Here is a 13,677-nt window from a genome sequence, read left to right on the forward strand (position 1 = left end):
CGAGGGGGTCGCGGAGCGCGACGCCCGTCAATCCAGGCGCGAGGGGACCGGCCATGGACCGATCACGACGGAATTTCTGCCTCGGCGCCGGGGCCGTGGCGGCGGGCGCGGCCTCGCTGGACCCGGCGCCGGCCGCCGCCATCCAGGCCCGCCGGGGCGGCGACCCGGCGCACCGCTGGGGCATGGTGGTCGATGTGCGCAAATGCGTCGGCTGCCAGGCCTGCACGGTCGCCTGCATCATGGAGAACGACGTCCCGGAGAACAGCTTCCGCACCATCGTCTCGACCTACGAGGTGACGGAGCGGGGCAAGGCCGGCTCCACCATGCTGCCGCGCCTGTGCAACCATTGCGAGGATGCGCCCTGCATCCCCGTCTGCCCGACCGGCGCCACCTTCCAGCGCCGCGACGGCATCGTGGTGGTCGACAACAGCGTCTGCGTCGGCTGCGCCTACTGCGTCCAGGCCTGCCCCTACGACGCGCGTTTCATCAACCACGGGACCCAGACCGCCGATAAATGCACCTTCTGCGTCCACCGGGTGGACGCCGGGCTGCTGCCCGCCTGCGTCGAGACCTGCGTCGGCGGCGCGCGAATCTTCGGCGATCTGAACGACCCGGACAGCAGCGTGTCGCGCCTTGTCCGCGAGGCCGACCCGAAGGTGCTGAAGCCGGAGCAGGGCACCCGGCCGCGGGTCTTCTACGTCGGCCTCGACCCGAAGTTCCAGGGCAAGGTGGACGGCACGCCGACCCTGTGGCGCCCCAGCGCGCATGCCGACCGCGCCCATGCCGGGAAGGAGCACGCGTGATGGACACCAGCATCGTCGAGCTCATCAACGTGACCCGCGAGGTCGCGTGGCTTCCCTGGGCCGTGCAGTATTTCTTCCTGATCGGCCTGTCGGTCGGCGGCCTGCTGCTGAGCCTGCCCGGCTACGCTTTCGCCCGCACTTTCGCTCACGGGGGCTGGCGCCGGCTCGGCCGCCTCGCCCTGCTGGTGGCCCTGACCTGCGGGCTGGCGGCGCCGGTGGCGCTGCTGTCCGACCTGCACCAGCCCGGCCGCTTCTGGCACTTCTACGTCGTGTTCCGCCCGAGTTCCTGGATGTGGTGGGGCTCGGTCTTCATCCCCTTCTACGTCGCCGGGCTGCTGGCCTACGGCTGGGCCTGCTTCCGCGAGGAGTTGCAGGAGCATGGCCGCGTCGACAGCCGTCTCGCCGCACTCTACCGGCTGGCCGCGCTCGGCGGCGGGCGCGACGACCGGCTGATCCGCGCCACCGGCCTCGTCGTCCTGACCGGGGCGGCCCTGGTCGCCCTCTACACCGGCGTCGAGGTCGCGGTGGTCAAGGCGCGCCCGCTGTGGCACACGCCCATCCTGCCGCTCCAGTTCCTGACGACCGCGCTGGCCGGGGCCGCCGGGCTGGTGCTGGTGTTGAACCGCTTCGCCGCCGGCAACGACCGCGGCGTCGAGCGCCTGGCGAACCGGCTGCTCGCCGGCTTCCTGGGGGCGGTGATGCTGTTCGGCGGGCTGTGGCTGGCGCTCGGCCTGTCCGGGATCGAACGGACGCACGCCGAGGCGCTGGAGAGCGTGGCGACCTCCGAAGCGTGGCGCGTCACCGCGCTGTGGGCCGTGCTGGCGACTGTGGTGCCCTTCGCGATCGCCGTCGCCAAGCCGGTGGGAAGCGGCCTGCTGACCGGGCTGATCGCCGTGCACGGCGCCTGGATGTTCCGCTGGACCGTGTTCATCGGCGGGCAGACCGTGCCGAAGACCGGCGCCGGCTTCTACGAGTACGCGCTTCCGGCCGGCCCGGACGGCCTGCTCGGCATCGTCGGCACCGCCGGCTTGTGGCTCTTCCTGCTTCTCGTCATCACCGCCTTCCTGCCGGTCCCGCCCGATCCGGCGTCGCGCCTGATGTCCCGGCCGCTGCGCGCCATGGCCGCCGAATGACCAAGCGCGGGATCAAAGGAGTTTCCACCATGTCCATTACCCGTCGCATCCTCCTGAAGACCACCGCCGCGGGCGGCGCGCTCGCCGCCTTTGTCGGCGGCTTCTCCGAAACCGGCCGCAAGCTGGTCAAGGGCGCCTGGGCCGGGGAGCGGCCCACCGACCCGATCTCCGGCAACGCGCCGGCCCCCGAATTCCGTGTCGATCCGACGAGCGGCGACATCGCCCTGACGCCGGGCCAGATCGTCGCCAACGTCGCCTGCCTCGGCTGCACCACGCTGTGCGGCGTGCGGGTGCGGGTCGACGTCGCGAGGAACAAGGTGCTGCGGGTCGCCGGCAACCCCTACAGCCCGCTGTCCACCGACCCGTTCCTGCCCTACGGCACGCCCATCAAGGAAAGCTTCAAATCGCTGTCGCGGCTGGACGAGAAGGGGCTCCAGGGCCGTTCGACCGCCTGCGGGCGCGGCAACGCGGCGCTGGAGATGCTGACCTCGCCCTTCCGCGTCACGACGCCGATGAAGCGCGTCGGCCCGCGCGGCTCCGGCAAATGGGAGCCCATCGCCTTCGACCGGCTGGTCGAGGAGATCGCGGAGGGCGGCGACCTGTTCGGCGAGGGGCCGGTGGAGGGGCTGCGGAGCCTGCGCGACCTGAAGACGCCGATCGATCCGGCGGCGCCGGAACTGGGCGCGAAGGTCAACCAGCTGGCCCTGCTGTCCTCGGTCAACGACGGGCGCGAGCCCTTCGTGCGCCGCTTCTTCAACCAGGCGTTCGGCACCATCAACTTCGTCGGCCACGGCTCCTATTGCGGCGGCGCCTACCGTTCCGGCTCGGGCGCGGTGTTCGGCGACGCCAAGGCGATGCCGCACGCCAAGCCGGATCTCCAGAACGCCGAGTTCGTGCTGTTCATCGGCACCGCCCCGTCGAACGCCGGCAACCCGTTCAAGCGGCAGGCCATGCTGCTGGCCAAGGGGCGCACCGACGGCGTCCTGAACTACGTCGTCGTCGACCCGGTCTTGACCAACGCCGACAACCGCGCGGCGGCCGGGCGCTCCGACTGGATTCCGATCCGCCCGGGCACCGACGGCGCGCTGGTCATGGGCATGATGCGCTGGATGTTCGAGAACGGGCGCATCGACGCCAAGTACCTGTCCCAGCCCAACGGCAAGGCGGCCGAGGCGGCGGGCGAGGCGGGCTGGTGCAACGCCACCCATCTGGTCATCGCGCGGAAGGGCCACCCGCGCGAGGGGCGCCTGCTGCGGGCCTCCGACATGGGCTGGGTGGTGCTGGACGAGACGGAGCGCTACGGCGCCAAGGACGCCTTCGTGGTGCTGGACGCCGACGGCAAGCCCGTCGCGCACGACGCCCTGGCGGCGGCGGCGACGCCGTTCCATGACGGTCCGGTGATGACGCCAGGGGGCGAGGTCGCGGTGAAGACCGGCCTGAGCCTGCTGCGCGATGAAACCATGAAGATGGACCTGCGCGGTTGCGCCGAGGTCTGCGGCGTCCCCGCCGACGTCATCGCCGGCCTGGCCCACGAGTTCACCAGCCATGGCAAGAAGGCCGCCGCCAACGCGCATGGCGGCATGATGGCGGGCAACGGCTTCTACAACGCCTTCGGCGTGGTGACGCTGAACACGCTGATCGGCAACCTGAACTGGAAGGGCGGCACCATCGTCGGCGGCGGCCGCTTCCCGGACGAGCAGGACGGCCCGCGCTACAAGCTCGCCAGCTTCCCCGGTCAGGTGAAGCCGTCGGGCATCGCCATCAGCCGCCCGGTCCCCTACGAGCGGTCGAGCGAGTTCAAGGCGAAGAAGGAGGCGGGCAAGCCCTACCCGTCCAGGGCGCCCTGGTACCCCAACGCGCCGCAGCTGACGACCGAGTACCTGACCAGCGGCGTGGTGGACGGCTACCCGTACCCGCTGAAGGCGCTGGTGCTGTGGAACAGCAACCCGGTCTACGGCATTCCCGGACTCCGTTCCGTCGTGGAGGCGAAGCTGCGCGACCCGAAGGCGCTGCCGCTGATCGTCGCCATCGATCCCTTCATCAACGAGACCTCGGCCTTCGCCGACTATCTCGTGCCCGACACGGTGCTGTACGAGACCTGGGGCTGGGCGGCGCCCTGGGCCGGCGTGCCGACCAAGACGACGACCGCGCGCTGGCCGGTGGTCGATCCCCGCACCGACGCGCTGGCGGACGGGCGGCACGTCCAGATGGAGAGCTTCCTCATCGCCATGGCCAAGCGCCTCGGCCTGCCGGGCTTCGGTCCGGACGCCATCGAGGACATGGCGGGCAACACGCATCCCCTGGAGCGGCCGGAGGACTGGTACCTGCGCGGCGGGGCGAACATCGCGTGGCTTGGCAAGCAGCCGGTGCCCGACGCCAGCGACGAGGACATCGCCCTGTCCGGGGTCGGGCGCGTGCTGCCCGCGCTGAAGACGGTGCTGAAGCCGGAGGAATGGCGCAAGGTCGCCTTCATCCTCGCCCGCGGCGGCCGTTACCAGAACCAGGCGGAGGGCTTCGAGGGCGACAAGGCGACCCACCGCTTCGCCAAGCCGCTGCTCGTCTACAACGAGGCGCTCGGTGTCTCGAGGAGCAGCGTCACCGGCCGGCGCTGGACCGGCACGGCGGCTTGGATGGCGCCCGTCTTCGCCGACGGCACGCCGGTGGACCGCGTCCACAAGCCGGCGGACTGGCCCTTCCGTCTGGTCAGCTCGAAGTCGGTGCTGGTCAGCGCCTACACCATCGCCGCCAGCCGCCTGCGCCATCTGCACCCGGAGAACCCGGTCGGCATCAACGCGGAGGACGCCCGGAGCCTCGGCATCGAGACCGGCGACCGCATCCGCATCGCCACGCCGGGCGGCGCCGAGCTGGCGACCGCCATCGTCCGCCACGGTGTCATGCCGGGCGTGCTGGCGGTTGAGCACGGCTTCGGCCACAAGGAGTACGGTGCCCGTCCGCACGTCATCGGCGGCAAAAGCCAGCCCGCGGTCCCCGAGATCGGCGCGGGCGTCAACCTCAACGACCTCGGCCTCGCCGACCCGACCCGCCAGGGAGCGTCGGTGTGGGTCGACCCCATCGCGGGGACGTCCGTCCGCCAGGGCATTCCGGCGCGGCTGGAGCGCATCGCCGCGGCGGCATGAGGCGCCGCCCGGAACGCTGCCGGTTTTGCCGGCGCACGTCATGGATGCCGATGGCGTGCGTCCGGCGCGGCCTATGCCGTTGGCCGTGGCGGATCGGCGGAACCGCCGAGCCTGGTCGGAGCGGACCGTTGGCGGTAGGACGCATTTCCGAGCGTTCTTCGACCAAGCTCCTGTTTTCCCGCCGCTTTCCCCGAATTAGCTTTGGATGGCTCGACCGAGACCGGCGGCTCCCCGAACGGTGGAACCGCCCTTCACAGCAGGGAATCCGGCCATGACCCCGACCACCGTTGTCCTCGTCGATCCGAACCGTCTGTTCCGCGAGGGAATGAAGCGGTTGTTCGACGGCTCACGCTTCCAGATCGTTGGCGAGGCCGCCGACCCGCGCGCCACCGTCGCGTCGCAGGCCGCGATCCTGCTGATCGATCCGGTGGACGACCTCACCTCCGAGACTGTCCAGACGCTGCGCGCCGCGCATCCGAAGGCCCGACTCGTGGTGCTGACCGGCGAACTGGACGCCCAGCGCCTGACCAGCGCGCTGAAGGCCGGCGTCGACGGCTATCTGCGCAAGGACATCGCCAGCGAGGCGCTGATGCAGTCGCTGACGCTGGTGACGATGGGCGAGAAGGTGTTTCCGACCGACCTCGCCGTTCTGCTGATCGGCGGCCGTGGCGAGGCCCTGGTCGAGGAGCCGGCCCCGCGCAAGGGACTGTCGCAGCGGGAGCGGCAGATCCTCCAATGCCTGCTGCGCGGCCACAGCAACAAGATGATCGCCAACCATCTGGCCATCACCGAGGCGACGGTGAAGGTCCACCTGAAGAGCCTGCTGCGCAAGATCAACGCTTCCAACCGCACCCAGGCCGCCATCTGGGCGATGAACAACGGCATCGGCCAGGATGCCGCCGAGACGGCGGCCATGCCCGTCTGACCCAGGCCAACCGGCCTTCGTCTTCACCGGTCGGGGCTCCGGCTCCGCCGGTTCCGCCAAGTTGATCGGGGCGACCGTGCCGTCATGGCGCGGTCGCCTTTTGCTTGGGCGCCTGAAAAAACCGCGCCAGTTCCTTCCCCTCCCTCCGTGCAAGGAAGCGTTCGACCCCAGCCAAGGAGCCCCGCCATGACGACCACGCCGGCAAACACCGTCTTCCTGCGTGTCGATCCGGTGGAGGTTCTGGAGGGCTTTGCCGCCGAGCTGGACGCCCACGCCGCCGCCGCGGCGAAGGCCGTGCGCGAGGGCCGCGCGCGCGACGCCCTGCTGGCGGCCGGCGCCATGCAGTCGCTGCTCGCCGCCTGGAAGGATCGGCTGGCCGATGCGTTGGGGCAGGCGCGCAGCAAGCGCGTGCCGCCCGCCGTCCGTGCCGCCGCCCGGCGGGCCGCCGCGCGCGTGCTGCCGGTGCTGCGCGACCCGATGCGCGAGATGGAGGCGCGGATCCGCGTTCACCGTGACCGGCAGGCTGCCATTGGTGCCGCCCTGCGCGCCGCCTCCACCGCCCCGGCGATGTCCTACGGCGCCAGCGCCCGACACGGCGTGCGGGTGGGGGACCGCACGGTGCGCCACGCGCTGGCCGTCACCGTCTGACGCCCCGAGCCCGCCCCACCCCCCGTTCTTCCGGAGACGCCGCCATGTCCCTTAGTGTCGCGGGTTCCATCGCCACCTCGGCGCTCCGCACGGCGGAGGTCGGCATGGCGGTGGCCGCCTCCAACGTCGCCAACGCCGGCACCGACGGCTACACGCGCAAGGTGGCGTCCAACGCCACCAGCGACACCGCCGTCGGCTACGCCAGCGTCGACGTCGCCAGGATCGGCAGCAACGTCAACCAGTTCCTGCTGAAGACCATCGTCACGGCAATGTCCGGCCTGGGCGCCGCGGAGACCCGCAACAGCTACCTGGACCAGCTCCAGTCGGCGATGGGCAGCGTGACGGCCGACGAGGACGGCGGCGGCAGCGACCTCGGCTCGATGATCGACGCGGTGGCCGACGTCGCCGCCACGCTCGCCACCTCGCCGGAAAGCCAGAGCGCCAAGGCGGCCGTCGTGCAGTCGGTCTCCGATCTGGCGGAGAGCCTGCGCAACATTTCGGCCTCGGTGCAGGCGCTGCGCGCGCAGGCCGACGACGGGATCGCCGCCACGGTCGACAGCATCAACCGGTCGCTGGGCGCGCTCGACGACCTCAACGGCCGCATCGTGAAGGGCAGGGCGCTCGGCCAGAACACCGCCGACCTGGAGGATCAGCGCAACGAGGCGCTGAAGGGCCTCGCCGAGACCATCGGCGTCACCTACCAGATCGACGGCAACGGCCTGATGCGCATCTCGACGACGTCGGGCAAGTCGCTGCTGGATTCCTCGGTGCACGCGCTGTCCTACACGGCGGCGGCCTCGGTCGGCGCCGGCACCGTCTACAGCGCGACGGGGATCAGCGGCTTCCAGGGCATCATGATCGACGGCACCGACATCACGACGTCGGTGAAGGGCGGCACGCTGAGCGCATTGATCGCGCTGCGCGACACCGACCTGCCGGCGCAGCAGGCGCAGCTCGACGAGCTGGCGATGACGCTGAAGGAGTCGCTGAACGCCATCCAGAACCAGGGCACCGCCTACCCGCCGCCGCAGAGTCTGACCGGAACCGCGACGGTCGCCGGCACCGACGCGCTGGCCGTCACCGGCGGCACGCTGCGCGTCGCCGTCACCGACTCCACGGGCACGGCGGCGGAGGTGCTCGACATCGACCTGTCGACGATGGCGACCATGCAGGACGTGGTCGACGCCATCAACACGATGGGCAACGCCTCCGCTTCGATCTCCGCTGACGGCAAGCTGGTGATTTCGGCCGACAGCGCCGGCAACGGCATCGCGCTCGGCGGCGCCGGCAATGGTGATGGGGGCGCGTTTTCGGCCGCCTACGGGATGAACGACCTGCTGACCGGCTCCGGCGCCTCGGACATCCGGATTTCCAGTGCCGTCGGGGCCGACAGCGCGCTTCTGGCGACCGGGGCGCTGTCGACGGCGTCCGGTCTGGCGGCGGGGGATGCCGCGCTGACCAGCGGTGACGGATCGGTGGCGCAGGCGCTCAAATCCGCCTTTTCCACCCCGCGCGGCTTCGACGCGGCGGGCGGGCTCGCCGGCCGCAGCACCAGTTTCGCCGGCTACGCCGGGGCGGTCATCCAGAGCGCGGCGACGCTCGCCGACAAGGCGGCGACCGCCTACGAGAGCCAGAGCAGCTACGCCAACGGCCTGGAGACGAGTTTTGCGTCCCAGAGCGGCGTCAACGTCGACGAGGAGACCGCGGCGATCTCCACCCTGCAATCCGCCTACGAGGCCGCCGCGGCGGTGATGTCGGCGTTGCAGGAGATGTTCGACGCGGCGCTGAACATGGTCCAGTAGAGGAGACCGCGATGGAACGGGTCGCGACCTACAACCACCAGAACACGCTCGTCCAGTACATGATGAAGGCGGAGGCGAAGGTCGCCGCCGAACAGGTGCGCTCGGCCAGCGGTCTGAACTCGACCGACTACAAGGGCATCGCGACGGACAGCGGCCGGCTCGTCAATCTGGAAAGCCATTACAAGCGGCTGGAGCGGTACATCGACGAGGGCGAGGTCGTGAACGGCCGGATCCAAAGCATGTACGACGCGGTCGGCAGCATGGCCGACCTGACGTCGCGGCTCAGCGCGCTGGTGGTCGGGCTCCAGGGCAACAACGCCGCCGGGGTCGAGGGCGCCGTCGCCGAGGCGGCGGAGCTGATGAAGGAGTTCGCCAGCCTGCTGAACACCCGGCAGGAGGGGCGTTACCTGTTCGCCGGCGGGCGCACCGACCAGCCGGCCGTGACCATCGACGGCGCCACCTACCCGGCGGCGACGACCGTGCCATCGAGCGCGGACACCCGCTATTACCAGGGCGATTCGACGGTCGCGCATTTTCAGGCGGCCGACGATCTGATCCTGTCCTATGGCGTGACGGCGAACGAGCCCGGCTTCGAGAAGGCGCTGCGCGCCTTCAACCTGCTGGCCAACCTGTCGACCAATCCGGTGGACACCGCCGTTCTCGACGAGGTGACGCGGCTCGCCTCGGATTCGACCGACGCGCTGGCGGTGACGCAGGCCAGGCTGGGGGCGGCCAGCGCCTCGCTGGAGCGCACCATCGACCGCCACGTCGACGAGCAGCTCGTGCTGCAAAGCCACGTCGACGACATCCGCAGCGTCGATCTGGCGGAATCCACCACCCGTCTGTCGCAGCTCCAGGCCTCGCTGGAGGCGACGATGAGCCTGATGAAGATCCTCGAAGAGAACAATCTGTCCAAGTACCTGTGACGGCTTCTCTTTTCCTCCCTTTCCCGCCCCTGAAGAGGGAATTCGAGGGAGAAGAAAAAATCGAAGGTGCCGCGAAAAACTCCGCCAGCTTTCGACCCGCCGCCCGTGAGTCCCTGTGAGGGTCGCCGAAACGGCCCGGTTCGATCCAGGAGACCACACCATGCCCGTCATCACGACCAACACCGCCTCCAACTCGGCCCTCCGGTACCTGAACATCAACTCCGACAACCAGGCGAACTCGGTGTCGAAGATCGCCAGCGGGTCGCGGATCACCAAGGCGTCGGACGACGCGGCCGGTCTGGCGGTCGGCACCTCGCTTCAGTCGGACATCACGGTACTGAACCAGGCCGCCACCAACGCCTCGCACGGCTCGTCGATCCTGCAAACCGCCGACGGCGGCATGTCCAGCATCTCCGACATCGTGCAGCGCATGCGCTCGCTGGCGACCCAGGCGCTGTCCGGCTCGGTCACCGACAACGAGCGCACCTACCTCGACGCCGAGTTCCAGCAGCTCCAGGACGAAATCGACGGCATCGCGTCGGGCACGCGATTCAACGACGAATCGCTGCTCGACGGCACCGAGAACTGGGCGACCGGCGTCGATTTCCGCGTCGGCACCACCGCCAACGACAAGATCACCGTGTCGATCGCCAACGTGACGACCACCGGGCTCGCCATCAACACCAACGACATCACCAGCTCGGCCAACGCCGCCACCGCGCTGACCGCGCTGGACGCGGCGGTCACCACCCTGTCGGACGCCCGCGCCGACGTCGGCGCGCTGATCTCGCGCTTCGAGTTCCGCAGCGACATGATCGACACGACCATCGAGAACACCGAGGCGGCGCAGTCCGCCATCATGGACGTCGACGTTGCCGCCGAACAGTCGAAGCTGGCCTCGACCAAGGTGCTGACCCAGGCCGCCATCGCCGTGCTTTCCCAGGCGAACTCGATGCCCGAGCAGCTTCTCTCCCTGCTCCGCTGACGGTTCGTTGACCGCCGGTCCCGCCAAGGGGCCGGGCCGTCCGCACCGCCTCACAAACGACGGGCGCCCGGCACGGACCGGCGGTCACTTCCCTTTCGTCCCTTCGCCCGCACCCCCGCCGCCGACGCGTCGCCGTCCGCTGGCCACAGGATGGGTTTGCCGCCATGACGACCGTGTCCTCGACGTCAACGACCGCATCGACCTCGGCTGGCACCGGCTATTCCGCCCTGTCCTCCAGCAGTTCCGGCACCGGCATCGACTATTCGCTGCTGATCGAGGCCAAGGTGCAGGCGCGTCTGGTGCGGGCCGACCGCATCGACGCCAAGATCACCGCCAACGAGGCGAAGGTCAGTGCCTACAGCGATCTGCAAAGTCTCCTCCAGACCGTCAACAGTTCGCTGGACGGCCTGCGCAACCGCTCCACCGCGACCGGCGCGTCGAGCAACCTGTTCGGCCAGCGCACCGCCTACATCGGCGACGGCGACGTGTTCAGCGCCACGGTGGCCGACGGGACCGAGACCGGCACCTACTCCGTGGTCGTCCAGCAGCTCGCCACCAGGCACAAGATCGGCGCCGACGCGGTCGGCAGCAAGACGAGCGCGCTCGGCCAGTCGGGCAGCTTCACCCTGCAGGCGGCCGACGGCAGCGCGGTGACGATCGTCATGGACGCCGACGACAGCCTGACCGATCTGCGCGACGCCATCAACGCGCGGAAAGCGGCGAGCGGCGTCACCGCCAGCATCGTGCAGGTCAGCAGCAGCAGCTACCAGCTCATCCTGACCGCCAACAACACCGGCGAGGCGATCTCGGTGACCGACGGCGGCGGCAGCGGGCTGGCGGGCGCGCTCGGGCTGACCGACGGCTCCGGCAACGTGAGGAACGAGCTGGTCGCCGTGCAGGACGCCATCGTCCAGATCGACGGGGTGACGGTCACCCGCAGTTCCAACACCATCGCCGACGCCATCGAGGGCGTGACGCTGAACCTCTACACCGCCAGTCCCGACACCGCGGTGTCGATGGAGGTGTCGACCGACCTGTCCTCGATCAAGACGGCGATCACCGGCTTCGTCGACGCCTACAACGCGCTGCGCGACTTCGTGGTGCAGCAGCAGGCGACCAACAGCAACGGCACCAAGACCGACAGCGCCACCCTGTTCGCCGACAGCCTGCTGCGGCAGGTCACCAAGTCGGTCTATGCGGCGCTGAACACATCGGTCGCCACCGACGACGGCAACGTGCTGTCGCTCGCCTCGCTCGGCATCGGCTTCGACAGCTCCAACAATCTGGAGCTGGACGAGGACACGCTGAACAGCTTCCTGACCAGCGACATCGACGCGGTCCGGCAGCTGCTCGGCCTGAACATGACCGCGTCGTCGAGCCAGATCTCACTGCTGCGCTACAACACCGGCCTGACCAGCGCGTCCTTCACGCTGGACATCGAGGTCGGCGCGGACGGGTCGCTCAGTTCGGCGTCCGTCGGCGGTGACAGCTCGCTGTTCACGGTCAGCGGCAACCGCATCATCGGCGCCACCGGCTCGATCTACGACGGCATCGTCATGGTCTACACCGGGGGCGGCGGCAGCGTCGACGTCGGCTTCTCCCAGGGGCTGGCCGACCGGCTCTACACGACGATCGACAAGTTCGCCAACCGCTACAGCGGCGACCTCGCCACCATCATCAACAGCCTTGAAGCCAACGACACCGAGCTGCAAAGCCGGTCCGACGACATCCGGGCCAAGGCGGAAACCTACCGCACCACCCTGACCGCCTACTACGCCCGGCTGGAGGCCGCCGCCGAGACCGCGGCGCTGCTGCTGAAGCAGCTCACCTACAAGTCGAACGACGATGACGATTGACGACGGCCAAGACGGCGACCGACGGCGGGCGCTCCCCTCCACCCGGCCGGTTTTCCTCCGGCCAGACCGCACAGAAGGACCTGCGCCATGCGCAACCCGTTCCTCAACAAAGCCATTTCCGCCTACACCACCGCCAACAGCGCGGTGCCGCCGCTGGTCGCCGTGGTGCGGCTCTACGAACGGGCGATGGCCCATCTGCACGCGGCGCGCGCCGCCGCCGCCGCGGGCCGGTTCGAGGCGCATCACGACGCGGTGAATCGCGCCGTCATGATCTTCGCGGGCCTTGATTCCATTCTGATTTTCGACAAATATGAGGATGTGGCCACGACGTTGCGGCAGTTCTACCGCCGCCTCATCGTCCAGGCCGGGGCAGCGGCGAGCCGGCGGGATCCGGTGGCCGCCTGCGACTCGCTCATCAGCCAGCTGTCCTTCATGCTGAAGGCGTGGCAGTCCATCGCCGCAGAACGCGGCGAGGCACCCAGTGTCGCCGGTGCGACGGCCAAAGGGCCGCATGCATCCGTCGTCGGGAGAACGATGGATCATGCACATGGCGGAATCTCGGCTTGACGAGCGCGGCGGCGCCGTGAACCGCGGGCCGGTCACGGCGGGCGTCAACATCGCGACGGGCGAGGAGCCGGACGAGGCGCTGATGGCGCTGATCCGCGCCGGCGACCAGACGGCCTACCGCCGTCTGGTGCACCGCCACCTGAAGCGCACCTACGGGCTGGCGCGCCGCCTGTGCGGCAACGAGGCGGAGGCCGAGGACATCGTCCAGGACGCCTTCCTCCAGGTCTGGCAGCGCCGCGCCCAATGGACCGACGAGGGGGCGAAATTCACCACCTGGCTGTACCGTGTGGTGGTGAACCGCTGCATCGACCACAAGCGCCGCCCGGTCGGCCAGGACATCGAGGCGGTGCCGGAACCCTCCGACGCCGCCCCCGACGCCGTTCACACCATCCAGCGCCGGCAGGTCGCCGCCCGGCTCGCCGACGCCCAGACAATGCTGACGCCGCAGCAGCGCGCCGCCGTGACCCTGTTTTATTACGAGAATTTAAGCAACGCGGACATCGCGATCGTTATGCGGATCAGCGTGGGTGCTGTAGAGTCCCTGCTGAAACGCGCGCGCCAGCAGCTCCGCCTGCTGCTGCGGGCGAGCGCGCAGGCGGCCAAGGATTCGTTCGATGACGGATGAGGAGTTCCGCGACCATCTGGATCGCTTCGGCGGCGACCTCGCCCTGTGGCCGCCCCCGGCGGCGCGGGACGCGCGGCGCCTTCTGCTGCGTTCGATTCCCGCGCAGAGGATGCTGGACGAGGCGACGGTGGTCGAGCTGGGGTTGAGCCGGCCGGAACCGGGGCCGCCGGCGGGGCTGGCCGACCGCATCTTCGAGGCGGCCTTCCGGTCGGAACCGTCCGACCGGGGATTCGACGAGGAGCTTGAGCGGCCGAAACGGCTGATGTGACG

12 protein-coding genes are annotated in these 13,677 nt (G+C 69.8%); all 12 read left to right on the forward strand.

Annotation, left to right across the window (positions count from 1 at the left end; all coding sequences use genetic code 11):
- The first annotated feature begins 53 nt into the window (after positions 1 to 53).
- The 12 genes from dsrO to JN22_RS00455 all read left to right on the forward strand — a co-directional run bounded on the left by dsrO (position 54) and on the right by JN22_RS00455 (position 13,675).
- Positions 54 to 803, forward strand: coding sequence for a sulfate reduction electron transfer complex DsrMKJOP subunit DsrO (gene dsrO / locus JN22_RS00400; protein ID WP_085552029.1), 750 nt, complete (start codon positions 54 to 56; stop codon positions 801 to 803).
- A complete protein-coding gene (gene nrfD, locus JN22_RS00405; RefSeq protein ID WP_085552030.1) occupies positions 803 to 1,936 on the forward strand; it encodes an NrfD/PsrC family molybdoenzyme membrane anchor subunit in 1,134 nt (377 codons plus the stop codon). The genes dsrO and nrfD overlap by 1 nt, the downstream gene beginning before the upstream one ends.
- A 29-nt stretch (positions 1,937 to 1,965) precedes the next feature.
- A complete protein-coding gene (locus JN22_RS00410) occupies positions 1,966 to 5,073 on the forward strand; it encodes a molybdopterin dinucleotide binding domain-containing protein (RefSeq protein ID WP_085552031.1) in 3,108 nt (1,035 codons plus the stop codon).
- Positions 5,074 to 5,344: 271 nt separating this feature from the next.
- Complete coding sequence (locus tag JN22_RS00415) at positions 5,345 to 5,998, forward strand: LuxR C-terminal-related transcriptional regulator (protein WP_085552032.1); 654 nt, start codon at positions 5,345 to 5,347, stop codon at positions 5,996 to 5,998.
- A gap of 186 nt (positions 5,999 to 6,184) precedes the next feature.
- Positions 6,185 to 6,646, forward strand: a complete 462-nt coding sequence (locus JN22_RS00420) for a hypothetical protein (protein WP_143268074.1) — start codon at positions 6,185 to 6,187, stop codon at positions 6,644 to 6,646.
- A 44-nt stretch (positions 6,647 to 6,690) separates the two neighbouring features.
- Positions 6,691 to 8,448 carry a flagellar hook-associated protein FlgK gene (gene flgK, locus JN22_RS00425; protein ID WP_085552034.1) on the forward strand — a complete coding sequence of 586 codons (1,758 nt, stop codon included), beginning with the start codon at positions 6,691 to 6,693 and terminating at the stop codon, positions 8,446 to 8,448.
- A gap of 11 nt (positions 8,449 to 8,459) precedes the next feature.
- Positions 8,460 to 9,374, forward strand: a complete 915-nt coding sequence (locus JN22_RS00430; protein ID WP_085552035.1) for a flagellin N-terminal helical domain-containing protein — start codon at positions 8,460 to 8,462, stop codon at positions 9,372 to 9,374.
- Positions 9,375 to 9,534: 160 nt separating this feature from the next.
- Positions 9,535 to 10,359, forward strand: coding sequence for a flagellin (locus JN22_RS00435; RefSeq protein WP_085552036.1), 825 nt, complete (start codon positions 9,535 to 9,537; stop codon positions 10,357 to 10,359).
- 164 nt (positions 10,360 to 10,523) lie between these two features.
- Positions 10,524 to 12,215 (forward strand): flagellar filament capping protein FliD, encoded by a 1,692-nt coding sequence (gene fliD / locus JN22_RS00440; protein ID WP_085552037.1) that lies wholly within the window; start codon positions 10,524 to 10,526, stop codon positions 12,213 to 12,215.
- An 87-nt stretch (positions 12,216 to 12,302) separates the two neighbouring features.
- Positions 12,303 to 12,782: a flagellar export chaperone FliS gene (locus tag JN22_RS00445; RefSeq protein ID WP_085552038.1), complete on the forward strand. Its 480-nt coding sequence runs from the start codon at positions 12,303 to 12,305 to the stop codon at positions 12,780 to 12,782.
- Complete coding sequence (locus tag JN22_RS00450) at positions 12,763 to 13,407, forward strand: RNA polymerase sigma factor (RefSeq protein ID WP_223677495.1); 645 nt, start codon at positions 12,763 to 12,765, stop codon at positions 13,405 to 13,407. The genes JN22_RS00445 and JN22_RS00450 overlap by 20 nt, the downstream gene beginning before the upstream one ends.
- Positions 13,397 to 13,675, forward strand: a complete 279-nt coding sequence (locus JN22_RS00455; RefSeq protein ID WP_085552040.1) for a hypothetical protein — start codon at positions 13,397 to 13,399, stop codon at positions 13,673 to 13,675. Before JN22_RS00450 ends, JN22_RS00455 begins: the two co-directional genes overlap by 11 nt.
- Positions 13,676 to 13,677: the final 2 nt, after the last annotated feature.

The organism is Azospirillum agricola, assembly GCF_020005195.1.
In the GTDB taxonomy this organism is placed as follows: Bacteria; Pseudomonadota; Alphaproteobacteria; order Azospirillales; family Azospirillaceae; genus Azospirillum; species Azospirillum agricola.